The following is a 23,418-nucleotide window of genomic DNA, read 5'->3' as shown; positions in this document are numbered from 1 at the left end:
GCGGGCTGGGCCTGGCAGGATGCGGCGCTATTTGGCGCCTTGTGCCGCCGGTTGTGCGGCGGTCGTCGCCCGGGGCCGGCTGCCTTGCAGGTGCATGGCGGCCGCAGCGAGCAGGATGGCGGCGGCTCCCAGCCACTGGGCAGGCTGCAGCCGGTGACCAAACGCGACAAAGTCCACGCCAATCGCCACCACTGGATAGATGAAGGACAGCGCGCCCTGCAGGTAGGTGGGCAGCTTCTGCACGGCGCCGTACAGCAGGATGTACATGAGGCCCGTGTGCACCACGCCCACCGTGATCAGCAGCAGCCAGGTGCGGGCACCCTGCGGGGGGGCACCCAGGTTGGCAAACGGCGCCAGCAGGAGCACGCCCACGCAGACCTGTACCAGGGCAATGAGGTGGGGCGGCGTGCCGGTGAGCCGCTTGGCGATCACCGAGGCTATGGCCCAGAAGAAGGCGGCACCGAGTGCCATGGCGATGCCCAGCGCATAGTGTGTGCCGCCCTGGCTCGCCCCGGGCCGGGCCTGCACGATGAGCAGCATGCCGCCGAATGCCAGGGCCAGCCAGCCGAGCTTGGCTGGGGTGATGCGCTCGCCAAAGAGCAGGGCGCCAAACACCACCAGCATGAAGGGCTGGGTGTTATAGACCGCCGTGGCGATCGAAATGGAAGCATGCGCATACGCCCCAAACAGCAGGAGCCAGTTGGTGACGATGGCCACGCCCCCCAGGGCCGCCCATGCTGCCGTGCGCCAGGTCAACACGCCGCGCAGCAGGCCCATGGCGGCGCACACGGCCGCCAGCGTGGCCGCGCCGAACACGCAGCGCCAGAACACCACGTTCAGCGCCGGCAGGCCGGATTCCACGACAAACCAGCCGATGGTGCCCGATATGGCCATGGCGGTGCCCATCTCCAGCGTGCCTTGCGTTTTCTTGTCCATGGGGTCACTCCATCCGTGAGTTGATGGAATGACTATAGGAAAACGGGCCTGTGCGTGGAATGGATGAAGAAAGGCATTTATTCAATAGACCCTCATAATCTGAGGCAACCATTGACTTTGAGGAGCTGCTTGCCATGGATTCCATCGACCAGGCCATCCTGACCGTGCTGCACCAGGACTCCCGCACTTCACTCAAGGTGCTGGGCGAGCGGGTGGGCCTGTCGTCGCCCAGCGTGTCCGAGCGACTGCGGCGGCTCGAGGAGCGCGGGGTGGTCCGCGCATTCACGGTGGACATCGAACCGCGCGCTCTGGGCTATCAGCTGCAGGCCATCGTGCGTATCAAGCCGCTGCCGGGCCAGTTGGCGGCGGTGGAGAAGTTGATCCAGGAGACGCCCGAGTTCTGCGAGTGCGACAAGGTCACCGGCGACGACTGCTTTGTCGCCCGGGTGTATGTGCGTTCCATCGAGCAGCTCGACGGCGTGCTGGACCGCATTGCCGACAAGGCGCAGACGAGCACGGCCATCGTGAAGGCGCAGACCATCCGGCGGCGACCACCGCCATGGTCGCCGGGCGTCTGAGATTGTGAGAGCGGGGGAGGCCCTTTCTATCCGCCCAGCACCCGCGCAAACAGCTCGTTGCGAAAGTGGATGCCCAGGCGCGTAAAGGCGCGGTTGCGGTAGGTCTTGACGGTGGGCACGCTCAGGCCCAGGTCGCTGGCGATGCCCTCGTGCGTCATGCCCTGCAGCAGCCGGGCGCACACGTCCAGTTCGCGGTCGGTCAGCTCGGACTGCAGGCGCATCAGGCGCATGCGGAGCACCGGCAGCCCATCGGCGGCCAGCGGGGCGAGTGCGGCGCCGGCTGGCAGGAGTGCGGGGGCGCCCGATGTATTCACGGTCAACGTTGCCGGGCCCGGGCAACTGTCCTCTGTTCGCCAGGCAGCCGTGGCAGTGGGGGGAAACGGGTGCGACAGAACAATGTGTTTGCGCGTGAGGGCCAGCAGCACGGGCGCCACGGACTCGAACGCGCCGATCTGCCGGTCGCTGAACGCCCGCTGGTGCTGGTGGCGGTAGAAGTTGACGGCGAACACCGAGCCGTCGCTTTCGTATTCGACCACCGACACACGCTCGGCCACGCCGTGGGCCTCATACACCCGGGCACGGTGTTCGCCCTCCACCTCGGTGGCCGTGACGTGGCACAGCCGCGTCTCGGGCTGGGCAAACGGCGCTTCATCAAAGGCCCGGCCCCAGGTGCTATCGCTGCGGTAGGGGCCCGACAGATAGGCCCACCAACAGTCCTGCGTGGTGTCGGGCACGCCCCGGCTGGCCGACATGAACAGCGTGGGCTTGCAGCGGTGGCCTGTGCGGTACACCGACCACGATGCCGCAGGCAACACGGGCTCCAGGTCCTGCAGCAGCCCGGTTGCAAAGCCATTGCCGCCCAGGCGGTGGACCATGCTCGCCAGAGTTTCGCTGGCGGGGTTTTGCAGCACCTGTCGGCCGGGTGCTTTCTGCAGGGAAGGGGGGAGCCACTGCCGCATGAGAAAAGTCGGAAATTGGAGTGTTCGTTGCCGAAAGCGTGGAGTGTGCGCTGAAAACGCCCCCGATTCTGTTGCCGAAAGCCCGGGTTATCCCGTCATCCTCTGGGATGACAGGCTTGGGTGGCAACGGGACTTACGCTAGGTCCCATGTCTGACCTCATCCCCCTGCCCGAACCGCAATTCCGATTTTTTGCCGACCTGCGCGTGGAGGTCGGCACCCCCCAGGAGGTGGGCCACACCGTGCACGGGTTGCGGCGATTGATCCCCATCCTGGGCGGCACCGCCACCGGCGATGGCTGGAGTGCCCGGGTGCTGCCCGGTGGCGCGGACTTCCAGCTCATCGTGAACGACCGGCTGTCGGAGCTGGACGCCCGCTACGTGCTCGAAACCGATGGCGGCGATCTCATCTATGTGCAGAACCGGGCGGTGCGCTCCGGCCCGGCCGAACTGATCGCCCGCCTGGTGCGCGGCGAGCCGGTGGACCCGGCGCAAGTCTATTTCCGCTGCAGCCCGAGCTTCGAGACGGCGTCACCGGCGCTTGGCTGGATTGCCGAGCGCATGTTTGTGGGCACCGGCGCGCGCTACCCGGATGCGGTGGCCATGCGCTTTTTCGAGCTGCGCTAGCGCCCGGCACCCCGGGCAATTTCTGAATTTTTGAATCTTCCCAACGTACAAGAACCCTGGAGACATCCATGAAGACCACCGCCAAGCCCACCTCTTTCATCGCCAAGCCCACCTCTTTCATCGCCACGCCACGCCGCGCTCTTCTGGCCGCCGCCCTGCTCGCCGGGCTCGCGCCCTGGGCCGGCGCCCAGGCGCAAGGGGCAGCCACGTACCCCAACAAGCCCGTGCGCATCATCGTCGGCTTTCCTGCGGGCACAGGCCCGGACATCGTGGCGCGCCTGCTGGCGCAAAAGCTCTCCGAGGGCTGGGGCAACGCGGGCGTGATCGTGGACAACAAGCCAGGTGCCGGTGGCCTGATTGCCGCCAGCGAAGCCGCGCGTGCCGCGCCCGACGGCTACACGCTGATGCTGGGCGAAACGGGCCAGCTCAGCATTGCCCCCAGCAGCTACAACAAGCTGCCCTACGACCCGGCCAAGGACTTCACGGCCGTGAGCCAGGTGGTTACCTCCGACTTTGTGCTGCTGGTCAACCCGCAAAAGGTGCCGGCGCGCAACGTGAAGGAGTTCGTGGACTGGACCAAGCAGCAAAAGGGCCTGTTCCTGGCCACCTTCGGAGCGGGCACGCCCGGGCATTTCGGCGCCTTCATGTTTGGCGATGCGGTCAAGCTCAAGCCCGAGCCGGTGCACTACAAGAACACGGCGGATGCGCTGGGCGGCCTGTTCAGCGGCGATGTGCAAGGGGTATTCGCCAGCGTGGGCCTGGCCGCACCCAATGTGAAGGCCGGCAAGCTGGCCGCGCTCGGCACCACGGGCGCCACCCGCACCAACACGCTGCCGGACGTGCCCACCATCAAGGAGCAGGGCTACGCCAACCTGGAGTTCTCGTCGTGGTTCGGCATCGTGGCGCCGGCCAAGACGCCGCCGGAGATCATTGCCAAGCTCAATGCCGACATCGTCAAGGCGGTGCAGTCGCCCGAAGGCAAGGCCAAGATGGAAGAGGCCGGCTTTCGCGTGACGGGCACCAGCCAGCAGGACTTTGCCCGCACCATCGCCGCCGACACCGTGACCTGGGGCAAAGCGGTGGCGGCCACGGGTTTCAAGGCGGATTGATGGGCTGACCGCCGATGGAGCGGCTGACGCCGCCCCAAGCACGACCTGCCGTTCCCACAGCACCCGCACCGGCGGCAGGTGCCCGGGCGCAGCCATGCCCGGCGAATGCTCGCAACGCCCCTCGCAATCACAACAGCTTCAGGAGACATCCACCATGCCCTTTGACCATGCCCGGCGGGCTCTGCCGCCTGCATCTGCAACAGCCCCCATCGCCCGACTGCGCCGCAACATTGGCCCTGCCGCACTCGCCATGCCCCTGCTGATGGCCGCCTGCGGTGGTGGCCACGGTGATGCACAGGCCCAACCGGTCTCGTCGGCAGCCGCCTGCGCCGCGCTGCCCTCCAAAGCGGGGCTGGCGGCCACCACGCTCGTGACGAGCTACGTAGAGCCGGGCACCAAGCGCCCGGGCGGTGCCGCCACAGGGGCCTTCCTGCCCGGGCACTGCGTGGTCACCGGCAGCATCAATCCCCGCCTGGGGGTGGACGGCAAGAACTACGCCATCGGCTTTCAACTGAGCCTGCCCGACCAGTGGAACGGGCGGTTCCTGTTCATCGGGGGTGGGGGCAATGACGGCATCCTGCGCGACACCTCGCTCAGCTCCAGCATCTCGGGCGGCACGCCGTCGCCGCTGGGCCAGGGCTTCGCGGTGGTTTCCACCGATGCGGGGCACACCGGCACCTCGGCCAGCTTCGGGGCCGACCCGCAGGCCCGCATCGACCATGCCTACAACTCCTATGACAAGACGGCCGTGGCCTCCAAGTCGCTCATCAGTGCTCTGTATGGCCGCAAGCCGGACCGTTCGTACTTTTCGGGCTGCTCAGGCGGAGGGCGCCAGGCAATGATGTTCTCGCAGCGGTTCCCCGACCATTTCGACGGAATCACGGCCGGTGCGCCTGCGATGCGCGTATCAAGCGGCGCCACCGTGGCGGCCATGTGGAACACCATCCAGTTCACGGCCATTGCGCCACAGGATGCGGGCGGCAACCGCATCCTGTCGAAGGCGTTGAGCAACAGCGACCTCAAGCTGGTGGCCAACGCCGTCAACGCCACCTGCGATGCGGCCGATGGGGTGGTGGACGGCCTGGCCCAGAACATCAGTGCCTGCAAGGCGTTCGACCCGGCGGCGTTGCAATGCAGTGGCGACAAGACGGACAGTTGTCTGTCGTCCGCACAGGTGGGGGCGCTCAAGAAGGTGTTTGCGGGCCCCCGCAACTCGGCAGGCACGGTGCTGTACACCGGCCAACCCTGGGATGCCGGACTGGGCGCGCCCGGCTGGCGTTCCTGGACCTTGGGCAACTCGTCCACGGCGACGCCCGATGCGCGTTACGTCACGCTGATGGTCGATGCGCTGATCAATGAGTTCTTCACACCGCCCGACCTCACGTTCAACCCGCTGACGTTCAATTTCGACACGGACCCATCGCGCATGGCAGCATATTCAGCCATCTACGACACCTACGCCGACGACAAGCTGGCGGCCTACCAACAGCGAGGTGGCAAGCTCCTCTTCATCCATGGCATGTCCGACCCGATCTTCTCGGCGTTCGACACCATCGACTACTACGAACGCCTGGCTGCCAACAATGGGGGCGTGGCCGCCACGCAGGGTTTTGCGCGGGCCTTCATGGTTCCGGGGATGAACCATTGCTCAGGCGGGCCGGCGACCGACAATTTCGATTCGGTGCAGGCCATGGTGGATTGGGTGGAGAAGGGCATTGCGCCCGATTCGATCACCGCAAAGGCGCTCCCCACGAGCGCCGATTTTCCCCACCGCACCCGTCCGCTGTGTGCATATCCCAAGTTTGCGCGCTACAAGGGATCAGGCAGTGTGGAGGAGGCGAGCAGCTTCGTTTGCGCAGCGGAGTAGCCGGGCGCGACCCAGGGGCCACACCGCGGCAGAAAATGGCTGCCGGTGTGGCCCCCTCGCCGCTTCTTAACGGGAGCGCTTCGGTGCGGGCAGTTGCAGGTGCGCCTCCTGCACGACGCGAACGCAGTCCTTCAGGTGCTGTTCGCCCAGGTAGCGCAGCGTGGCATAGCCAATGGTGGCCGCCACGGCCTGGCCCGCGATGGGGACATATTTGGCTGCCTGCTTGGTGGTCAGGCGAAGGCCCACGGTCTGCGTGGCCCGGATGACCAGCTCGCGCGTGATCAGCTTGCCAATGAGCACCGAGCCCACCAACCCCACGGCTTTTTGCACCTGTTCGCGCTTGTTGGGGTCGAGCTGGTCAATTTGTGCGGCCGACAGGCCGAACTCGGAATTGATCTGCGGCAGCAGGCGGGAGAGCAGGGCGGCATCCACCGCCCAGTCAAGGCCAGGTACGGGCAAGGCGCTGGCGGCAGCGGCCACCAGGGCACGCCGGTGCAGCAGTTTGCGGCTGCGTTGCACGGCTGCGGCCAAGGCCGGATTGCCGGCCGCCATCTGCAAGGAAGTAGGCATGGATCAGGTGTATCGGATGAGATTGGGGTGAAACAGGGCCGGCAACCCACGGTGGCCGTGGGCCATCATTTCATCAGCTTTTGCCTTTTACCAAGCTGTAAACCGCCAGCAGCAGCATGGCGCCCACCACCGAGGCAATCCATCCCGCTGCCTCGCCCTGCTGGTACCAGCCCATGGCCATCCCCAGGTAGGTGGCAAGAAATGAACCCGCCACCCCCAACAGCGCGGTCATGATCCACCCCAGCTTGTCATCCCCCGGCTTGAACGCGCGGGCCAGAAGGCCCACCACCAAACCGACCACCAGCGTTCCTATCAATGACATCATGATTTTTTCCCCTGTGTTGTTGCTACGACGGCGATGCGCTGACTCTAAAGACGGGGCAGCGGTGGACTTGTCGGACAAAGCGCCCTGTAAGCGTCCCCTCCGTCAGCCCCTTGGTCATGCGCTGCGCCAGGGGCGGTCGAACAGGCACTGCCCAAAACGGTAGGACTGCAGCACCAGGCCCGAGATTTCGTGGGCTTCCTCAGAGCAGGCGTAGCGGTTGGCTGGAAGGCTGGCATGGGCAGCATGGGTGAGCAGGATGTCGCCTGCGCCGGCGATGTCCTCGCCCAGCTTGCAGGCGCAATTCATTTCTGGACCAAACAGGTCTTCGCTGGCAATGACGAGCGTGGGGCCGTAGCCAATACCTGCGCTGACCAAAAGCGCGCGCTCGGACGGTAGTACGGCATTCATGGCCTCCAGGGCGCGCAGCGTGTCCAGGGCTGCTTCCAGCGCCTGCTCGGCCGTGGCGAACACTGCAAAGAGGTTGTCCGCCTCCTGCTTGATGACCTCGCCGCCGTTGCCACTGATGGCGGGGCGCGCGGCTTGTTCCATCTGGTGCACCATGGCCAAAAAATGGATGACGCCATGGCGCGCCGTGATGCGCGAGAAGCCACACATATCCAGCACCAGAATCGCGACATTGCGCACAAAGGCCTGCTCGATGGCGGCATCAATGGCCGCTGTGTTGCCGGGCTCCTGGTTGCGCTGCGACAGCAGGCGGCGCAGGCTGGCCTTGTCGTGCGGTGTGTGTGGGACGGCGGTCATGGCAGCAGGTTGTGGGCGGTGTCCGACATCGTAGCGCGGCGGGTGCTTGCCATGCCAGCGCGTGGTGGGGTCGTACATTGGAGCGTCTGCACTGAAAGGAAGACCGATGACAAAAAACCTCAAGACCCGCTCTTTCTCCCTGGTGTTTGTGGCCGCTCTGGCGCTGGGCGGTGCCGCCGTGGTGCCCACCACAGCCGCTGCGCAAAATGGAGACGAGGCGTCGCTGGCGCGCGGGGCAGCGCCGGACACCACGCCCCAGCAGCGCTACCAGACGGCCATTCGTGAGGCCGGAGGTGGCCTCAAGGTCAGCCTGGAGGAATGCCGCGCCATGGGCTCGGCCGAGCGCAGGAGCTGCGAATCCCAGGCTCGGGCACGCTATCAGGCGGACATGGCCACCGCCAAGGCCATGCTGCGCGACCCGTCTGTCCGGCCGGTGAATGTGGTGGGTGGCCCGATCCGCAGCACTGAAACGGTGTACGAAATCAAGAAGTAGGCCGGGCAGCAACCTGCGCATCGAGCAGCTTGCTATAAGACATCAGGGGCCATCTCTGCGAAGCAGTTCGCACGGCCTCGGGCTAGGCCGGATATCGCGGGCTGGACGGTGGGGCGGCCGTCCGCCGGTACTACTTGGATGGCGCCGTATCGTCGCTGGCAGATCCTGCCACGCGGCGTGCGCCGTTGAAGCGGCGGGCCCAGTAGGACACGCCCATGTCTTCCACGCGAATCTCGGCACCACTGCGGGGGGCGTGGATGAACTTGTTGTCCCCCACGTAAATACCCACATGGCTGAAGTTGCGGCGCATGGTGTTGAAAAATACCAGATCGCCGGGCTGGAGTTCTTTTTTGTCGATGACCTGGGTGGCCGCGGCCTGCTGGTCAGCCCGGCGGGGCAGCAAGAGGCCCACGGTCTGCTCATACATGGCGCGCACGAAGCCGCTGCAGTCAAAGCCGGTTTCAGCGCTGTTGCCACCGCGCTTGTAGGGCACGCCCAGGAACCCCATGGCGTTGACCACCAGACCGGATGCCCGGTCAGCCACCGTATGGGCCTTGTCAGCGACCTTGTGGCTCACGTCTTCCAGCCGCGTCAGCAGGCCTTTGTCCGTGATGAAACGGTCCATATCGTCGGGGTTTGCCGCTTGCGGCGCAGCCTGGGCGGAGGTGGCGCAGGCCAGGAGGAGTATGCAAAGCCATCGGGACATGGGGGCGAAGGGTAACACGCAATGCTTACTTATCGAAAATAATCACTTTTGCAAGCTGTTGATTTCGTTGAAGTAAATCAAATGCCCCGGCTCCACCCGAGCATTGGAAGGCCCTGGATGCGGCGCGCATGCCCCCTGAAATGGGGTCCATCAGGTGGCATCTGTTACGTTCGATTTTTACTGCTTTTCAGGAGCACAGGTTGATGGATTTCAAGAGAAAAATGCCGCTGTCGCTTGCTCACAAAGCGCAAATAGCTATCTTTTTTATAGTGCTGGGTGTCCACGGCAACAGTGGTGCCCAAAACACTTCACCGGCCGTGTCGCTGGTGCCGGTGGCCAAGGGGCTGGACCACCCTTGGGCGGTGGCCTTTTTGCCGCAGGGACAGTTTCTTGTCACCGAGCGGCCGGGGAGGATGCGGGTCGTCAGTGCCAGCGGGCAGGTCGGCCCCGCGCTGTCGGGCGTGCCCGCTGTGGCTGCAGGCGGCCAGGGGGGCCTGCTGGACCTGGTGGCGGACACGGGCTTTGCCCGCAACCGCCGCATCTTCTTTTGTTTTTCCGAACCCGCGGCGGGTGGCGCGCGCGGCAACAGCACGGCGCTGGCCCGGGCCACGCTGTCGGAAGACACGCGCAGCCTCCAGGACGTCAAGGTGATCTTCAGCCAGCAGCCCAAGGTGGAAAGCGCCCAGCATTTCGGCTGCCGCATTGTGCAGGCGGCGGATGGCAACCTGTTCCTGGCGCTGGGCGAGCGCTACCAGCGCAAGGACGACGCGCAAAAACTCGACAACCACCACGGCAAGATCGTCCGCATCACCCCCGACGGCGCCGTGCCGCCCGACAACCCGTTCGCCAAACAGCCCGGCGCCTTGCCCGAGATCTGGAGCTACGGCCACCGCAACCCCCAGGGCGCCACGCTGGGGCCGGACGGCAAGTTGTGGATGCACGAACACGGCCCACAAGGCGGCGACGAGATCAACCTGCCCCAGCCGGGCCGCAACTACGGGTGGCCGGTGATTACTTATGGCGAGAACTATGGTGGCGGCAAGATGGGCGAGGGCACCGCCAAGGCGGGGATGGAGCAGCCGCTGCACTACTGGGTGCCGTCCATTGCGCCATCGGGCATGGCTTTTCTGACCAGCACGCGCTATGGCGCAGCATGGCAGGGCAGCCTGTTTGTGGGTTCGCTCAAATTTGGAACCCTGCACCGGCTGGAAGTGGCGGGCGGCAGGGTGCAGCGTGAGGAAAAACTGCTGCAAGGCCACGGTGAGCGCCTGCGCGACGTGCGCCAGGGCCCCGATGGTTTGCTCTATCTGGTGACCGACAGCCCGCAGGGGCAGCTGCTGCGCTTGCAGCCGGGGTGACGGACAACGGACGGCGGGAAACTTGACCCAGGTCATGCTGCTTGAAATTTCCGCCCGGTCAACGCGGTGGCGCGGGGTCTTCCTGAGGCGTGGGCGCGCGCTTTGGGGTTAGGCTGGCGTGATGCATGCCGAGCCGTTTTCCCCTTCACCTGCATCCCCGCCACCCGTGTTCGTCGCCACTGCCGATGCGCCGCCCCGGTCTCAATTGGCCCTGCGCCGTGTGGCGATCGACACCTGGCGCGAAAACGTCGCCTACCTGCACCGCGACTGCGCCGTATACCGGGCCGAGGGTTTCCAGGCGCTGTCCAAGATCGAGGTGCGCGCCAACGGCCGCCGCATCCTGGCCACGGTGAACGTGGTGGACGACCCTGCCATCGTGGGCTGCCACGAGCTGGGCCTGTCGGAAGACGCGTTTGCCCAGCTGGGCGTGGACAACGGTCACACCGTGTCGGTGGCCCAGGCGGAGCCACCCGAGTCCATGGGCGCGCTGTTCCGCAAGATCGCCAGCGAGCGCCTCACGCGCGAGGACTTTGGCGCCATCGTGCGCGACATTGCCGACCACCGGTATTCCAAGATCGAACTCACCGCCTTTGTGGTGGCTTGCCACCGCAACGAGCTGGACCGGGAGGAGGTGTTCTTCCTCACAGATGCCATGGTGGCCAGCGGCCGGCGGCTGGACTGGCACGAACCGCTGGTGGTGGACAAGCACTGCATCGGCGGCATTCCTGGCAACCGCACCACCATGCTGGTCGTGCCCATCGTCGCGGCGCACGGCATGTTGTGCCCCAAGACGTCTTCGCGCGCCATCACCTCGCCCGCCGGCACGGCCGACACCATGGAGGTGCTGGCCAAGGTGGAGCTACCGCTGGAGCAGCTGGCCGATATCGTGCGCGACTACCGGGGCTGCCTGGCCTGGGGCGGCACCGCCAACCTCTCGCCCGCTGACGACGTGCTGATCTCGGTGGAGCGGCCGCTGTCCATCGACTCGGCCGGGCAGATGGTGGCGTCCATCCTGTCCAAAAAGGTGGCGGCCGGTGCCACGCACCTGGTGCTCGACATTCCCATCGGCCCCACGGCCAAGGTGCGCTCCATGCCCGACGCGCAGCGCCTGCGCCGCCTGTTTGAATATGTGGCGCGGCGCATGGGTCTGTCGCTGGACGTGGTCATCACCGATGGCCGCCAGCCCGTGGGCAACGGCGTGGGCCCGGTGCTGGAGGCGCGCGATGTGATGCGTGTGCTGCAGAACGACCCGCGCGCGCCTGACGACCTGCGGCAGAAGGCGCTGCGCCTGGCCGGACGCCTGATCGAGTGCGACCCTGATGTGCGCGGCGGCGACGGCTACGCGATTGCGCGCGACATCCTCGACTCGGGCCGGGCGCTGGCGCGCATGAACGCCATCATCGCCGCCCAAGGCAGCACGGGGTTTGACCACAACCACCCGGCACTGGGTGTGCTGACGCTGGACGTGGTGGCCCCCGCCAGCGGCGTGGTGGCGGGCATCGACAACTACCAGATCGCCCGCGTGGCCCGGCTGGCCGGGGCGCCCAAGGTGCCCGGCGCCGGGGTGGACCTGACGCACAAGCTGGGCGAAACCGTGGCGGCGGGGGACGTGCTGTACCGCGTGCACGCCAGCTACCCGGCCGACCTGGAGTTTGCGCGCCACGCATGCGAGCGTGACACCGGCTACCGCCTGGGGACCGCTGACGAGGTGCCCAAGGTTTTTGTGGAGTTCTGACAGTGACTGTTGCCCCCCACCAAGCGTGTCTGCTGTACTTTGCTGACGAAGAGGCCCCTGCGCTGCGCTTGGCGCAGGCAGCGGGCATGACTGCCCAGGCCATCGAGCGCCACCGCTTCCCCGATGGTGAACTCAAGCTGCGTTTGCCCGTCAACGCGGCGGGCCGCCTGCCCCGGCGGGTGGTGCTGCTGCGCAGCCTGCACCTGCCCAACGAAAAGCTGGTGGAACTGCTGCTGGCCGCGCGCACGGCCCGCAGCCTGGGCGCGCAGCAGCTCACGCTGGTAGCGCCGTACCTGGCCTATATGCGGCAGGACATCGCCTTCCACCCTGGCGAGGCCGTGAGCCAGCAGGTGGTGGGCGGGTTCCTGGCAGGGTTGTTCGATGCCGTGATCACGGTGGACCCGCACCTGCACCGCATCGAGCGGCTGGAGCAGGCCATCCCTGTGCCGCAGGCGGTGGTGCTCAGCGGCGCCGAGCCACTGGCCGACCTGATCGCTGATCGGCGCCCCAATGCACTCCTGGTAGGCCCGGACGGCGAATCCGCCCAGTGGATCGCCCAGGCCGCCGCCCGCCACGGCTTTGACCATGCCGTCTGCACCAAGGTCCGCCATGGCGACCGCGATGTCGCCATCGAACTGCCCCCACTCAACGCACAGGGCCGGGCCGCGGTGCTGCTGGACGACATGGCCAGCACCGGCCGCACGCTGGCGCTGGCCGCGCGGTTGCTGCTGCAGGCGGGTGCCGCCTCGGTGGATGTGGCAGTGACGCACGCACTGTTTGCGGGCGATGCGCTGCAGGTGCTGCATGAAGCCGGGGTAGGGGAGGTGTGGAGCACGGACTGCATCCCGCACCCGAGCAACGCCGTGGCCATGGCCGGGCCGCTGGCCACCGCGCTGCAGTCCGTCCTTCGCACCTGAAAACCCCGGGCTCGGGCTGCGACAATGCGCCATTGCCTCCCACGCTGCGCCTGCACAGCGATACAACGAACACAGAAACGGTCCCACCATGCTGCTTGACGCCACCGAATCCCAACTCGTCCTGGTCGATTACCAGGAGCGCCTGATGCCCGCCATCTTTGAAGGCCCCGCCGTGCTGGCCAACGCACGTCGCCTGGCCGAGATTGCCCGCATGCTGGACGTGCCCGTGTGGGGCACCGAGCAGAACCCTTCGCGCCTCGGGGCCAACGACGCCGCGCTGCGTGCCCTGTGCCAGAAAACCCTGGCCAAGATGCACTTCAGCGCCGCCGAGGAAGGTCTGGGCGAATGGCTGCGCCCGCCGGCAAAGCCCCAGCAGGGCGGCAACGCGCGCAGCCTGCCCAAACACCTGCAAAAACCTGCCGCAGCCCAGGGCGACGAGCGCGGCACCATCGTGATAGCCGGTTGCGAAGCCCATGTCTGCCTGCTGCAAACCGCGCTCGACCTGCTGGAAGACGAGTTCGAAGTGTGGGTGGTGACCGACGCCTGCGGCTCGCGCACTGAGCGCAACCGCGATGCCGCATTCGACCGCCTGGCCGGCGCGGGCGCCGAGCTGGTGACGACCGAGATGGTGGCGTTTGAATGGCTGGGCAGCTGTGAGCACCCGGCGTTCAAGGATGTGCTGGGGTTGGTCAAGTAAACCGGAGTTCTGGTGTTTTGGGCCACTGGCGCTTATCTATCAAGCGCCATTAGCTACAAAAATAGTAGCGATTGAGTGAGGGTGAGCGGAGCCATCCGCCCTCTGCGCCACTGCTCTTTTGGGCTCAACGCAAAACCTAAAACCCAAGGGCGCCGGGATTGGCGCCGCACGTTGGCAGCGAGCTCAGAGCATCGCGCTCAGCATCAAGCCCAGCCCGGCGATGCTCACCAGCCACACGCCCGTGCGCAGATAAGGAAGACCAGCGTAGTACACGGGCACATAGACAACGCGGGCCCAGAAGAACAGCGCGGCCCCGGCCTCGATGCGCGGGCTGACGAGGCCGGCCACATGTGCACCGAGTGCAATGGCTGCAAACAAGACGAAGTTCTCCAGCGTGTTGCGCGCGGTGCGCTCGGCACGGCCAGCCAGGCCCGTAGGCTCAGGCAGACCTTCACGGTTGCCGGTGGCCACTTGCAAACCACCGGCCGACCAGATGCGTGCACGGATCAGGCTTGCCGCCACCAGCAGAAGCCAGGTAATGACGGCCATCCAGGCCAGATAGGTGAGGGTTGGTGTCATGGGATTGCTTTCGGTCTTTCGGTATGTGGGCGGGCTGTTCAGTCTGGTTGTTAACAGAAGAACGGATGCCCAAAACCATGGCCCGTCAAGGCGCGCACGCCAACGCCCCCATTGCGCGTCCGTCAGATGCGGCGCCGCAAGCGGCCGAAGTGGCCTTGGGGCGATAGTCTTTAAGGCTCACACTGGTAAGTTGCGCGGTGGTTTTTTTGGAGTGCGCGTCTTTGCCGTAGGTGGTGCGCCACGTAGACCAGTCCAGATTGGTGGCATACCAGCCATAGCCAAATACATGGGCATATGACGAGTCAACAAGGTTGTAGTCAAAGCGGCCTTCCGCGCTCAGCGTCTTGTTTTGTGACGACAGATCCAGGGTGTTGTCAGGGAACTTGCAGTTGATGGATGCGTAGGCAAAGAAATTGTCGGGAACGAGAATATTGTCTCGAACGATGAAATTCTTGCTATTCGGATCGCCCACCACGCATCCGAATTCAATGCTTCCCAACAGGGTGTTGTGGCGTATGTCGATGTCGCGTATGTAGCCGGGCTGCTGTCCAATCGACACGCCGCCGACCAGCACATTCCAGGACACCTCTATGCGGTCCTGCGTGTATTGGCTGGCCAAATGGATCGCGCCCGACGCGCAGTCGTGGAAGTAGTTGCCCCGGAAGGTGTTGCGCTGGCCGTTGTCCTTGTCCTTGAAGCAGGGGCCGTCAATCGCCCAGACCTCGTTGTTTTCAACCAGTGCACTGCGTACGTTGTACATGACGGACGCGCCGCCGTGGTAGTTGGCCGTGGTGTCGCCGTGAAGGCCCGATCCGCGGTCAAACAGGTCGTGGAAGATGTTGTCCTGGATGATGATGCGGTCGTAGTACTGGTTGTCCGCAAAGAAAATGAATGACGGGTTCTCGGACTGGCTGGGGTCGTACAGGTGGTGCATGTGGTTGCGCCGAAAGACAAGGTCGCTCTGGCTGCCATCGACATGGAAGCCGTGGTGGCTGAAGTTGAAAATCTCCAGTCCTTCCACCCAGGTGCGCGAGGAACGCGGGTTGATATTGGTGAAGTTCAAGTCGATGGCTGGCATGGCATCGCCGGGGTAGCCCACGATGCGCGTGATCTTGCCGGCCACAAAGTCAAAGCCGCCGGTATAGCTGCCACCACGCACATACAAGGTGTCGCCAGTCGCTCCTTTTGTAAGGGCATGGGAGATGGTCTTCCAGGGGGAGGCTAGTGTTCCGGTGCCGGTGCTGTCATTGCCGGTGGGCGATACAAAGTAGAAGCCGCTGCTGGTGACTTGCACACTGAACGTTTGGTCGACAGCCGCGCCCAGCGAATCGGTGGCCCGCAGCTTGATGGAAACAGGACTTGCCGCACTGGCGGGTGCTGTCCACGACAGCTCTCCCGTGCTTGCTGCGATGGTCACACCTGACGGTGCGGTGACGACCGAATAGGTGTACGGTGCCTGCCCCCCTATGACCCCGACGCGGTAGCGGTAGGGCACGCCAGGGTAGGCGGTAGCCGGTGCCCAGCTGATGATCTCCACCGGACCAATCACCGACACGGGGTAGCCGCCGGTTGGGCCGGTTGGGGGTGTAGCCGAGCCTGTGCTGACGTTGAGCGCAGCACTTGCCGCAGACGCATTGGCCGCCGCATCGACCGCTCTAACTGCAATCGCATAGCTGGTGGAGGCGGTCAGACCGGTCAACGTGAAGCTGGTGACATTGGTTGAGCCGACCAGCGCGCCGTCGCGGTATACCTTGTAAGCCACTACACCAACATTGTCCGTACTGGCTGTCCAGCTGACCGTCAGGCTGGTGCTGGCGACATTGCTTGCCGCCAAACCAGCCGGTACGCTCGGGGCCGTGGTGTCAGGCACCGGGGTTACAGGCGTTACGGGTTTTGCTGGTGCTGCTGCCGTACTGACCACGACTGTGATGCTGGCGACCGAGGCATTGCCTGCAGCATCAAAGGCCTTGACGGTCAAAGAATATGTTGTGCTGGCCGTCAAGCCGGTCAATACAAGGAATGTTTGGGCTGTGCTGCCGAGCAAGGTGGTGCCATTGCGGTACACCTCGTAGCGAACGACGCCTGTGTTGTCGCTGCTCGCCCCCCAACTGAGAGTCAGGCTTGTCGCGGTGACTTGGCTTGCCGCGGGCGCAGTAGGTGCGCTGGGCGGGGCGGTATCGCCAGGGCTGGCGGGGGCCAGTGTGCTCACATTCAGATTTCCACCAAACGCGGAAAAATTGCCTGCGGCATCCACGGCGCGCACCGCGTAGGTGTAGGTGGTGCCGGCTGTCAACCCGTTGTCCTGAAAGGTGGTCTGATCCCCTGGGGTGGCCTGAAGGCGCCTACCGTTGCGCCAAATCTCGTAGCCGATGACTCCAACGTTGTCGGTGCTGGCCAGCCAGCCTATGGATATGCTTTCGCTGGTGCTGCTTGCAGTGAATGCTCCCGGAGCGCTCGGTGCAGTGGTGTCCGCCGTATCTGGTGCTGCCGGGCTGCCGGGCACTGCGGAAGGGTCGGGAGACACCACAACGGTAGGCGGGGGTGGAGTGCCCGTATCAGAAGGACCGCTGCCGCCGCCGCAGCCTGTCATCAGAAGGACACTGATTCCCAAAGCCATGGTCCATGCCGGTTTAACGAAAGCGCGCTGCATCAGTACCCTTTTGAGGTGAGTTTTTTGGAAATGGGTGGGGGATTGCGAGCGTGCACGCGCAATGGATATGCGGCCCCGACGGATCTGGCGCCGACCATGGTCTGGTTGGTGAATAGCAGCAATGCAATTTTCAATTTCTCAAAACCAACGCGGCCGAATATGGGCGCATGACCGAACACCTTTTGTTCGTTGGTCAAACAAAAGCCACGGATGCTACGGAGCTGCGGGAATGCGGTCTTGAATCGAAACGACATTTGCGGCGCACGTACACGCCAGCGGGCAGGGCCCTGGGCTATCAACGCAGCTTCAGCGCCTGCCTCAAGCGGTAGGGCCAGTAGGACTCCTGGGTCTCGATGGCCCGTTGCAATGCGGTGGGGCTCAAACCTGAAAAACGCTTCACTTCTCGGGAAAAATGCGCTTGGTCAGAGAATCCCATTGTGTGGGCCACATCCACCAAAGACTGGCCACCAAACGCGTTGGACGCGTGTCCTCGGGTCAACGTTGACTCCATGCGCACCAGTCCGTGGAGTGCTCGCAGGGGAAGTCCCAGTTTTCCTTTTGTCAGCCGCTCCCGCTGGCGCGTGCTGTGCGTGGGCATTGATGCAGACGCACGCAATGCTGCAGCGTCAACCCAGTCATTGAACAACGTCAATCCATCCGACAGCATTGTCTCGGGCTGCTGGACACGCAACGGCGTCCAGCGCGGCATTAAAAATGCTTCGACAATTTGAATGCGTGCCAAGTCATTACCGGCCTTCAAAACTGCGACGGCCATCTTCTGCCACTCTTTGTCAAGTACAGATTGCAAGCTCTTCGCCTGGTCCAGCAAACTGGCTACATTCAGCTTGGTCAGTGCATGAAATGCGTCGGGGAATAGGGTCAGTGAAAATACGGCGGCAGGGCCGCGGTCCTGCCAAACACTGGGTCGTGCGCGAGGGCCGCGCAAGACCACGCGCCTTGACGATGGGGGGAGTTCATCGCCCTCAATGTGCATTGACGATCTACCGCCCTGAATCAACCAAACAATACTGACCAGGGGAGACACCGGCAAATGACTGAAGCTCTGTTTGGGACTCAGTTGGGCGCCCAAGGTGTCGCGCCCCACATAAGCACACACGCAATCTGCCAGCAAGGGTGAAGGCAGGAATAGCGATGTACGCGTGTCGGGGTGTATTGCTCCATCGTCCGTATCTGCAACTGCATCTGGATGGTTCTTCGCCATGTGTTGTTTGCGCTCCTCCATGGGGCGGTCGATGACGCTGGGTCGTCCCAGTGTCCCTCGCTTTTGACGTGGATGTTAGCGGCTGGCGCCGATGCACGCGCGCAGGCGCGGCATCCAATTCAAACAGGCGGCGCCACAATCTTTTGGCAGCACCGGCTGTCCCGACGTGACCCAGCCGTCCAGGCCAGCTTGCGGAAAATTAGAGCCTTGGTGCCTGCTTCGCGCGGGCGCCGAGCTGGTGACGACCGAGATGGTCGCGTTTGAATGGCTGGGCAGCAGCGAGCACGCGGCGTTCAAGGATGTGCTCGGGCTGATCAAGTAGCTAATCTTGGGTATTTTTGGCCGCTGGCGCTCTCCAGTAAAGCGCAAGTAGCTATAAAAACTCTAGCAAACGGGCAAAAATGAGCGGAATCCCCTGCTATGGGAGCGCATGCTCCAGCGCTGTGCGGGTGGCGCTGTCCGCTGGCAGCAGGTGGTCGATGCGCAATGAGTCCAGCGTCACATCCAGCGGTGATCCGAGGGTGGTGGTGGCGGAGATGAAGCTCAATACGCCTGCCTGGGAGCGTAATTGCAGCAGGAGCACGGGCGAGTCCGGTGGTGATGGCTCGGCACTGGGCTGGCCGCTGCGGTGCCGGGTTTCTTCGGGCAGCGCCTGAAGGCGGTGGGCCAGGGCAGGGTTGAATGGCGCCTCGGCGCCCGCACGCCGACGCACCACCTGTGCGACGCGCGGGGCGTCGATGATCCAGGGCTTCAGCCCCTGCGGCCCGAGCAGAAGATCCAGCAAGTTCAAGGGCTCCGGGCCTTCGGCGGCTGGGGGCGAAAAACCGATGAGGCGCATCAGCGCAGGCACGGCGGCGTTGATTTCCAGCAGGTTCCATTGCGCGTCCAGCAGCATTGCGGGCGCGGGCTCGTGGGCCACCAGCAGGCGGTGCAGGGCCTCGCGCACCGGGGCCAGGCCTTGGGCGGACCAGTCGCTGCGGGGGTAGCGGGGCGCAAACCCTGCCGCCATCAGTGCCTGGTTGCGTTCCGCCAAAGGCACGCCCAGCGCATCCAGCAACGCCAGCAGCATGGGCTGGCTGGGCTGGGCCTTGCCGGTCTCCAGGCAACTCAGGTGGCGCTGGGACACACCCGTGTCCATGGCCAGCGCCAACTGGCTCTGGCGCCGCCGCACGCGCAGTGCCCGCAGCAGACTGCCGATGCGCGCAGGGGTGGTGTCGGAGGCTGCAGGGGCGACGGGTGACATGGACACCGATGGTGGCACAAGGTGCCATGGGTTTTATGACCTCGGAGGTGATTGCGCGCATGACCCGGCACCGCGAGGATTCACGGCTCTTTCCACCCCAGCCCAAGGACACTGCCATGACAACCTCTCTGCCATCCCTGAACCCGGGGATTTCTCCTTCTCCAGCCCCAGCCACCGTGCGCACCCTGGCTGCATGGCGCCATATGTTTGCCTCGGGTGACTTCAGTGCAGTGGGGAGCTTGCTTCACCCCGAGGTGCTGCTGCATTCGCCGCTGGACGACCAACCACTGCACGGCGCAGGCGCCGTGGGCGGGGTCTTGGGTCTGGCCTTCAGCCTGTACGACCGGTTTGCCTATGGTGATTGCCTGTGGAGCGAGGACGGGCGGCAGCTGGCCCTGGCCTTTGAAGGCCAAATGGGGCCCCACACCGTACGGGGTGTGGACCGTCTGCAATTGGATGGGCAGGGCCGCATCACCACCCTGGAAGTGTTTGTGCGGCCGCTGCCCGCACTCGCCCATTTGGCGGCCGAAGTGCAGCGGCGCATGGCGCCCCAGGCAGGGCACTAAACGGCCGGCGCCACCGCCGTTTTGGGCTGCACGGGCTGGCCCGACGCGACCCAGCCGTCCATGCCACCTTGCAGAAAACGCGCGTTGAAGCCCGCTGCGCGCAAGCGCAACGCGGTCGAGCGGCCGACTTCATGGCCATAGACGCAATACACCACCACGTCTTCGTTGGCAGACAGCTCGGGGGCCCATGTGTCGATGGCGGCAGGGTCGCGCCAGCGGGCGTTGGGGATGGCCGTGGTGGCCGCCTCGTACACACCGGCGCGGCGCACATCAATCAGTTGTGCCGCTGCTTGCGCGTCTTGAATGGACGCTTGCAGCCCTTCACTCGCGGCGTGTACCGCATGCTGGTAGCGCTCATAGACGGCGGCCCAGTGGATGTTTGCCATGAAGGCATCCACATAGGCACCCGCTGCTGCGCCGTGGTCGAGGTGGTAGGCATGCTCGTACATGTCCAGTGCGAGGATGGGCACACCTCCCGCTGCCACCTGGGTGTGGTCGGCGGCCCACTGGTTGACGAGCGTGCCCTCACGCGGCTGGAACACCAGCAGCACCCAGCCCGAACCGCCGCCCAGGGCCTTGCCCATGGCGACGAATTCCTCGCGCCAGCGCTCCGGGCTGCCAAAGCTGGCCGCCAGGGCCAGTGCCATGCCGGGCGCCGGTGCCGCGCCCTGGCCGCCCAGGCTGGCGAAGTACAGCTCGTGCAGCAGCATGGAGTTGCTGGCGATCAGCTCTTCGCGCTTGAGCCCGTTGAGTGCAAAGCCGGGGGCCGAAGCAAAGTCCACACCCGCCAGCTGTGACCGGATGGCGTTGAGCCGCGCCACCGCGCCGCCATAGTTGTTCTGGTGGTGGCTGCGCAGCAGCTTTTCAGACAGGCCGGGCAGTGTGGCCGGGTCAAAGGGAAGGGCTTGAGGGTGTGCTTGCATGGTGAGACTCCTGCGAAGGTGGGTGAATGGCGGCTCAGGCAAGCCACGGTTTGAGAAAAGTCACCGCCAGTCCGACGGCTGCGCACGTGCCCAGCAAAGGCAGCACGCCGACCTTGAAGCGGAACAACGCAACGCCCGCCCCGAGTGCAATCACCGCGGAGATCGCATCAAACGCCCCGCCAAAACCCTTGGGCCACAGCAGGTGGTAGGCAAAAAACAGCGCCAGGTTCAGGATTACGCCCACCACGGCGGCGGTGATGGCCGACAGTGGCGCGGTGAAACCGAGCTTGCCGTGGGTGGCCTCCACCACCGGGCCACCCGCGAGGATGAAGATGAACGAGGGCAGGAAGGTCACAAAGGTCACCACGGCGGCTGCGGCAGCGGCGCCCGCAAACAGCGCATCCGGCCCCCAAACCTGCTGCAGCCAGCCGCCCACAAAACCCACAAACGCCACCACCATGATCAGCGGGCCGGGGGTGGTCTCGCCCAGCGCCAGGCCGTCGATCATCTGCGGGCCGCTGAGCCACTGGTATTGCTCTACCGCGCCCTGGTACACATAGGGCAGCACGGCATAGGCGCCGCCAAAGGTGAGCAGCGCGGCCTTGGTGAAGAACCAGCCCATCTGCGTGAGCGTGCCTTGCCAGCCCTGCGTGGCCACCAGCGCGGCCATGGCTGCGAGCCACAGCGCCAGCCCGGCTACGAGCACCTTGGCCAGGTGGCTGCGTGAGAAGCGCGCGTGGGCGGGCGTGGGAGTGTCGTCGTCGATCAACGCCGGGCCGTAGCCCTTGTGGCCGTTGGCATGGCCGCCCCCCAGGGCAAACACGGCCGGCCAGTGCTGTGCGCCAAAGTAGCCAATGAGGCCTGCCACAAGCACGATGGCAGGGAAGGGCGTGTCGAACGCAAAGATGGCCACAAAAGACGCAGCGGCAATGCCCCACATCCAGCCGTTCTTGAGCGCGCGCGTGCCAATGCGGTGCGCTGCGTGCAGCACCAGAGCGGTCACGGCGGGCTTGATGCCGTAGAAGATGCCCGCCACCACCGGCACGTCGCCAAACCGCAGGTACACCCACGACAGTGCGATCAGGATGAACAGCGAGGGCAGCACAAACAGCGCCCCGGCCACGATGCCACCCCAGGTACGGTGCATGAGCCAGCCGATGTAGGTGGCCAGCTGCTGCGCCTCGGGGCCGGGCAGCAGCATGCAGTAGTTGAGGGCGTGCAGAAAGCGCTTCTCACTGATCCAGCGGCGGCGCTCCACCAGCTCGGCATGCATGATCGCGATCTGGCCGGCCGGGCCGCCAAAGCTGATGAAACCGAGCTTGAGCCAGAACAGGAAAGCCTCGCCAAAACCCACGGGGGCGGGGCGGTCCAGGGCGGGGGTGGCGGGCGCAGAGGTGGGGGTGGTCATGGTGCGGTGCTGGGCAGCGGGGCCTGCGAGGAAGGGAGGGCGGACGGCACGGCGTACAAGGCGTCGAACACCTGCGCGGCGGCCTGGGCGAGGGCGTCGTCATCGGCATGCACTTCGCGCAGGCCGGCCAGCACGGCCTCCAGCCCCGCGGCCTCGGGCACGGGCATGCCGCCCGTGTCCAGGTAGTGCACGGCGCGGGCCAAGCGCTGCAGTCGGGGGTCGGCTTCGAGCCCAAAGCTGGCAATGAGCACCTCAAAGGTCACCAGGGCGCCCACATGGGTGAATCGGGCGCCGTCAAAGTCAAAGCCCAGGACATCAGCAGGTGGCGGTGCCGGATCGGCCAGCCATACGAACCGCGCGCCCGGGTCGATGAAGCGGCGGATCAGCCAGGCGCAGGCCAGGCGGTCCACCCAAGGCCGCGCCCGCGTGGCCCAGCGCTGGTTCTGGAACTGGACGGTGTGAAGGCGCGCGATGCCATGGGCGGGCAGGGCGGCGGGCTCCCCGCGTGAGAAGCAAGCGTCCAGGGCCTGCCGCAGGGTGGCCAGGTCGGCATCGGCCTGCGCGGCAGCGGCGCTGGGGTAGTAGTCGGTGCGGTGCAGCGCCTGCAGCGCATCGGCAATGCCGCGCAGGCGGCGGCGGGCTTCGGTTTCGGTGAGCTGTGCCAGCTCCGTCTGCAAGGCCGTCGCCGTGTCGCGCCACAGCATGAAGGCCTCCGTGCGGTCGAACAGCTCTTCGATCTCCTGGCGCTGTGCGCTGTCTGGCGCAGTGAGGGTCAGCAGCATGGCCGTCCCGCCGTGTTCTCGCACCTCGGTGGCAATAGGGGCCAGCAGGCCCGCGTGTTCTTCAGGCAACAGGTAGGCGCCGTCGCGCAGGGCGGCGCAGCCCAGTGCCTTGAGATTGCGCCAGATGCGCAGCCGCACGGCGTTGGGCTGCGTGGGCAGCGTCATGATGAGGGTGGACCACATGAATTGAAGTATATGCGTTGTTCATTGAAATAGTTATTTCTACTATTAATATAGTTATCACCAAAGAATCCTTGCATGCCGAGTGCTTCAGGGCATACAAAAGAGCGATGCGAGGGGAGGGGTCGCTTGCAAGAAGCGGCAGCGATGCCAGATGCATGCGCTTTACTGCAGCGGGCACCAGGCCGCTAAGCGCAGTGGATTCATGGCAAGTGCGAAGGCCAGCGTC

24 protein-coding genes and 1 pseudogene are annotated in these 23,418 nt (G+C 65.2%); 11 read left to right on the top strand and 14 right to left on the bottom strand.

Annotated elements, in window-relative coordinates; translation table 11 throughout:
- Window positions 1–27: 27 nt before the first annotated feature.
- Window positions 28–936, bottom strand: coding sequence for a DMT family transporter (locus tag ASE39_RS14935; protein WP_057271665.1), 909 nt, complete (start codon window positions 934–936; stop codon window positions 28–30).
- Between the two features lie 134 nt (window positions 937–1,070).
- Here ASE39_RS14935 and ASE39_RS14930 point away from each other — a divergent pair, with 134 nt between their 5' ends.
- Complete coding sequence (locus ASE39_RS14930) at window positions 1,071–1,514, top strand: Lrp/AsnC family transcriptional regulator (protein ID WP_010458347.1); 444 nt, start codon at window positions 1,071–1,073, stop codon at window positions 1,512–1,514.
- Between the two features lie 26 nt (window positions 1,515–1,540).
- Here the strand turns inward: ASE39_RS14930 and ASE39_RS14925 are convergent, their stop codons facing one another.
- Window positions 1,541–2,389, bottom strand: coding sequence for a helix-turn-helix transcriptional regulator (locus ASE39_RS14925; protein ID WP_057271841.1), 849 nt, complete (start codon window positions 2,387–2,389; stop codon window positions 1,541–1,543).
- A gap of 231 nt (window positions 2,390–2,620) precedes the next feature.
- Between ASE39_RS14925 and ASE39_RS14920 the strand changes: the two genes are divergently transcribed.
- The 3 genes from ASE39_RS14920 to ASE39_RS14910 all read left to right on the top strand — a co-directional run bounded on the left by ASE39_RS14920 (window position 2,621) and on the right by ASE39_RS14910 (window position 6,073).
- A complete protein-coding gene (locus tag ASE39_RS14920; protein WP_057271664.1) occupies window positions 2,621–3,097 on the top strand; it encodes a DUF3237 domain-containing protein in 477 nt (158 codons plus the stop codon).
- A gap of 68 nt (window positions 3,098–3,165) precedes the next feature.
- Entirely contained in the window at window positions 3,166–4,206 is a 1,041-nt protein-coding gene (locus ASE39_RS14915) for a tripartite tricarboxylate transporter substrate binding protein (RefSeq protein ID WP_242421457.1), read from the top strand.
- Between the two features lie 154 nt (window positions 4,207–4,360).
- Window positions 4,361–6,073 (top strand): tannase/feruloyl esterase family alpha/beta hydrolase, encoded by a 1,713-nt coding sequence (locus ASE39_RS14910; protein ID WP_010458341.1) that lies wholly within the window; start codon window positions 4,361–4,363, stop codon window positions 6,071–6,073.
- A gap of 66 nt (window positions 6,074–6,139) precedes the next feature.
- On the opposite strand, the gene ASE39_RS14905 is transcribed toward ASE39_RS14910, so the two are convergent.
- The 3 genes from ASE39_RS14905 to ASE39_RS14895 form a co-directional block, all read right to left on the bottom strand.
- Window positions 6,140–6,643 carry a hypothetical protein gene (locus ASE39_RS14905; protein ID WP_010458338.1) on the bottom strand — a complete coding sequence of 168 codons (504 nt, stop codon included), beginning with the start codon at window positions 6,641–6,643 and terminating at the stop codon, window positions 6,140–6,142.
- Window positions 6,644–6,716: 73 nt separating this feature from the next.
- Window positions 6,717–6,968, bottom strand: coding sequence for a GlsB/YeaQ/YmgE family stress response membrane protein (locus tag ASE39_RS14900; protein ID WP_010458336.1), 252 nt, complete (start codon window positions 6,966–6,968; stop codon window positions 6,717–6,719).
- 114 nt (window positions 6,969–7,082) lie between these two features.
- Window positions 7,083–7,730, bottom strand: coding sequence for an adenylate/guanylate cyclase domain-containing protein (locus tag ASE39_RS14895; protein ID WP_010458335.1), 648 nt, complete (start codon window positions 7,728–7,730; stop codon window positions 7,083–7,085).
- A gap of 106 nt (window positions 7,731–7,836) precedes the next feature.
- On the opposite strand from ASE39_RS14895, the gene ASE39_RS14890 reads away from it, so the two are divergent.
- Entirely contained in the window at window positions 7,837–8,223 is a 387-nt protein-coding gene (locus tag ASE39_RS14890) for a hypothetical protein (RefSeq protein WP_057224338.1), read from the top strand.
- 130 nt (window positions 8,224–8,353) lie between these two features.
- Here ASE39_RS14890 and ASE39_RS14885 read toward each other — a convergent pair whose 3' ends face one another.
- A complete protein-coding gene (locus ASE39_RS14885) occupies window positions 8,354–8,929 on the bottom strand; it encodes a C40 family peptidase (protein WP_029412902.1) in 576 nt (191 codons plus the stop codon).
- Window positions 8,930–9,132: 203 nt separating this feature from the next.
- On the opposite strand from ASE39_RS14885, the gene ASE39_RS14880 reads away from it, so the two are divergent.
- The 4 genes from ASE39_RS14880 (at window position 9,133) to ASE39_RS14865 (ending at window position 13,636) form a co-directional block, all read left to right on the top strand.
- Window positions 9,133–10,287 carry a PQQ-dependent sugar dehydrogenase gene (locus ASE39_RS14880; RefSeq protein WP_057271663.1) on the top strand — a complete coding sequence of 385 codons (1,155 nt, stop codon included), beginning with the start codon at window positions 9,133–9,135 and terminating at the stop codon, window positions 10,285–10,287.
- Between the two features lie 205 nt (window positions 10,288–10,492).
- The gene (locus ASE39_RS14875; protein WP_057271839.1) at window positions 10,493–12,022 is read left to right on the top strand and encodes a thymidine phosphorylase family protein; all 1,530 of its coding nucleotides are present in this window, start codon (window positions 10,493–10,495) and stop codon (window positions 12,020–12,022) included.
- Between the two features lie 2 nt (window positions 12,023–12,024).
- Entirely contained in the window at window positions 12,025–12,939 is a 915-nt protein-coding gene (locus ASE39_RS14870; protein ID WP_057271662.1) for a ribose-phosphate diphosphokinase, read from the top strand.
- 88 nt (window positions 12,940–13,027) lie between these two features.
- Window positions 13,028–13,636: an isochorismatase family protein gene (locus ASE39_RS14865; protein WP_057271661.1), complete on the top strand. Its 609-nt coding sequence runs from the start codon at window positions 13,028–13,030 to the stop codon at window positions 13,634–13,636.
- 183 nt (window positions 13,637–13,819) lie between these two features.
- Here ASE39_RS14865 and ASE39_RS14860 read toward each other — a convergent pair whose 3' ends face one another.
- The 4 genes from ASE39_RS14860 to ASE39_RS26505 form a co-directional block, all read right to left on the bottom strand.
- Window positions 13,820–14,215, bottom strand: a complete 396-nt coding sequence (locus ASE39_RS14860; protein ID WP_057224354.1) for an MAPEG family protein — start codon at window positions 14,213–14,215, stop codon at window positions 13,820–13,822.
- Between the two features lie 85 nt (window positions 14,216–14,300).
- Window positions 14,301–16,865: a fibronectin type III domain-containing protein gene (locus tag ASE39_RS14855; protein WP_082615459.1), complete on the bottom strand. Its 2,565-nt coding sequence runs from the start codon at window positions 16,863–16,865 to the stop codon at window positions 14,301–14,303.
- Complete coding sequence (locus ASE39_RS26510; protein WP_140426794.1) at window positions 16,865–17,062, bottom strand: hypothetical protein; 198 nt, start codon at window positions 17,060–17,062, stop codon at window positions 16,865–16,867. The genes ASE39_RS14855 and ASE39_RS26510 overlap by 1 nt, the downstream gene beginning before the upstream one ends.
- A gap of 98 nt (window positions 17,063–17,160) precedes the next feature.
- Complete coding sequence (locus ASE39_RS26505) at window positions 17,161–18,108, bottom strand: helix-turn-helix domain-containing protein (protein ID WP_140426793.1); 948 nt, start codon at window positions 18,106–18,108, stop codon at window positions 17,161–17,163.
- Between the two features lie 202 nt (window positions 18,109–18,310).
- Between ASE39_RS26505 and ASE39_RS26500 the strand changes: the two are divergent.
- Window positions 18,311–18,409: pseudogene (locus ASE39_RS26500) on the top strand (isochorismatase); the annotation flags it as partial.
- 96 nt (window positions 18,410–18,505) lie between these two features.
- Here ASE39_RS26500 and ASE39_RS14840 read toward each other — a convergent pair.
- A complete protein-coding gene (locus tag ASE39_RS14840) occupies window positions 18,506–19,330 on the bottom strand; it encodes a helix-turn-helix domain-containing protein (protein WP_057271657.1) in 825 nt (274 codons plus the stop codon).
- A gap of 116 nt (window positions 19,331–19,446) precedes the next feature.
- Between ASE39_RS14840 and ASE39_RS14835 the strand changes: the two genes are divergently transcribed.
- On the top strand, window positions 19,447–19,896 hold the full coding sequence (locus ASE39_RS14835) for a nuclear transport factor 2 family protein (protein WP_242421456.1): 450 nt from the start codon (window positions 19,447–19,449) through the stop codon (window positions 19,894–19,896).
- Here the strand turns inward: ASE39_RS14835 and ASE39_RS14830 are convergent.
- Genes ASE39_RS14830 through ASE39_RS14820 form a run of 3 tightly spaced genes read right to left on the bottom strand, consistent with a single transcriptional unit; the run spans window position 19,893 to window position 23,192 of the window.
- Window positions 19,893–20,819 (bottom strand): Fe-Mn family superoxide dismutase, encoded by a 927-nt coding sequence (locus ASE39_RS14830; RefSeq protein WP_057271655.1) that lies wholly within the window; start codon window positions 20,817–20,819, stop codon window positions 19,893–19,895. The two genes, ASE39_RS14835 and ASE39_RS14830, sit on opposite strands and share 4 nt — an antisense overlap.
- Before the next feature lie 34 nt (window positions 20,820–20,853).
- Window positions 20,854–22,227, bottom strand: a complete 1,374-nt coding sequence (gene chrA / locus ASE39_RS14825) for a chromate efflux transporter (protein ID WP_057271654.1) — start codon at window positions 22,225–22,227, stop codon at window positions 20,854–20,856.
- Window positions 22,224–23,192 carry a chromate resistance protein ChrB domain-containing protein gene (locus ASE39_RS14820; RefSeq protein ID WP_057271653.1) on the bottom strand — a complete coding sequence of 323 codons (969 nt, stop codon included), beginning with the start codon at window positions 23,190–23,192 and terminating at the stop codon, window positions 22,224–22,226. Before ASE39_RS14820 ends, chrA begins: the two co-directional genes overlap by 4 nt.
- Window positions 23,193–23,418 lie beyond the last annotated feature (226 nt).

The sequence above is a fragment of the Acidovorax sp. Root267 genome (assembly GCF_001429215.1).
Classification (GTDB): domain Bacteria; phylum Pseudomonadota; class Gammaproteobacteria; order Burkholderiales; family Burkholderiaceae_C; genus Acidovorax; species Acidovorax radicis.
This window is presented reverse-complemented; position numbering and strand designations above follow the sequence as displayed.

Bases quoted from the DNA above. Each gene is read 5' to 3' on its own strand.
- ASE39_RS14935 (WP_057271665.1), bottom strand. From the start codon at position 936: ATGGACAAGAAAACGCAAGGCACGCTGGAGATGGGCACCGCCATGGCC.
- ASE39_RS14905 (WP_010458338.1), bottom strand. From the start codon at position 6,643: ATGCCTACTTCCTTGCAGATGGCGGCCGGCAATCCGGCCTTGGCCGCA.
- ASE39_RS14890 (WP_057224338.1), top strand. From the start codon at position 7,837: ATGACAAAAAACCTCAAGACCCGCTCTTTCTCCCTGGTGTTTGTGGCC.
- ASE39_RS14885 (WP_029412902.1), bottom strand. From the start codon at position 8,929: ATGTCCCGATGGCTTTGCATACTCCTCCTGGCCTGCGCCACCTCCGCC.
- ASE39_RS14895 (WP_010458335.1), bottom strand. From the start codon at position 7,730: ATGACCGCCGTCCCACACACACCGCACGACAAGGCCAGCCTGCGCCGC.
- ASE39_RS14930 (WP_010458347.1), top strand. From the start codon at position 1,071: ATGGATTCCATCGACCAGGCCATCCTGACCGTGCTGCACCAGGACTCC.
- ASE39_RS14900 (WP_010458336.1), bottom strand. From the start codon at position 6,968: ATGATGTCATTGATAGGAACGCTGGTGGTCGGTTTGGTGGTGGGCCTT.
- ASE39_RS14860 (WP_057224354.1), bottom strand. From the start codon at position 14,215: ATGACACCAACCCTCACCTATCTGGCCTGGATGGCCGTCATTACCTGG.
- ASE39_RS14865 (WP_057271661.1), top strand. From the start codon at position 13,028: ATGCTGCTTGACGCCACCGAATCCCAACTCGTCCTGGTCGATTACCAG.
- ASE39_RS14820 (WP_057271653.1), bottom strand. From the start codon at position 23,192: ATGTGGTCCACCCTCATCATGACGCTGCCCACGCAGCCCAACGCCGTG.
- ASE39_RS14880 (WP_057271663.1), top strand. From the start codon at position 9,133: ATGGATTTCAAGAGAAAAATGCCGCTGTCGCTTGCTCACAAAGCGCAA.
- chrA (WP_057271654.1), bottom strand. From the start codon at position 22,227: ATGACCACCCCCACCTCTGCGCCCGCCACCCCCGCCCTGGACCGCCCC.
- ASE39_RS14925 (WP_057271841.1), bottom strand. From the start codon at position 2,389: ATGGTCCACCGCCTGGGCGGCAATGGCTTTGCAACCGGGCTGCTGCAG.
- ASE39_RS14910 (WP_010458341.1), top strand. From the start codon at position 4,361: ATGCCCTTTGACCATGCCCGGCGGGCTCTGCCGCCTGCATCTGCAACA.
- ASE39_RS26505 (WP_140426793.1), bottom strand. From the start codon at position 18,108: ATGGAGGAGCGCAAACAACACATGGCGAAGAACCATCCAGATGCAGTT.
- ASE39_RS14855 (WP_082615459.1), bottom strand. From the start codon at position 16,865: ATGCAGCGCGCTTTCGTTAAACCGGCATGGACCATGGCTTTGGGAATC.
- ASE39_RS14920 (WP_057271664.1), top strand. From the start codon at position 2,621: ATGTCTGACCTCATCCCCCTGCCCGAACCGCAATTCCGATTTTTTGCC.
- ASE39_RS14840 (WP_057271657.1), bottom strand. From the start codon at position 19,330: ATGTCACCCGTCGCCCCTGCAGCCTCCGACACCACCCCTGCGCGCATC.
- ASE39_RS14915 (WP_242421457.1), top strand. From the start codon at position 3,166: ATGAAGACCACCGCCAAGCCCACCTCTTTCATCGCCAAGCCCACCTCT.
- ASE39_RS14835 (WP_242421456.1), top strand. From the start codon at position 19,447: ATGACAACCTCTCTGCCATCCCTGAACCCGGGGATTTCTCCTTCTCCA.
- ASE39_RS14830 (WP_057271655.1), bottom strand. From the start codon at position 20,819: ATGCAAGCACACCCTCAAGCCCTTCCCTTTGACCCGGCCACACTGCCC.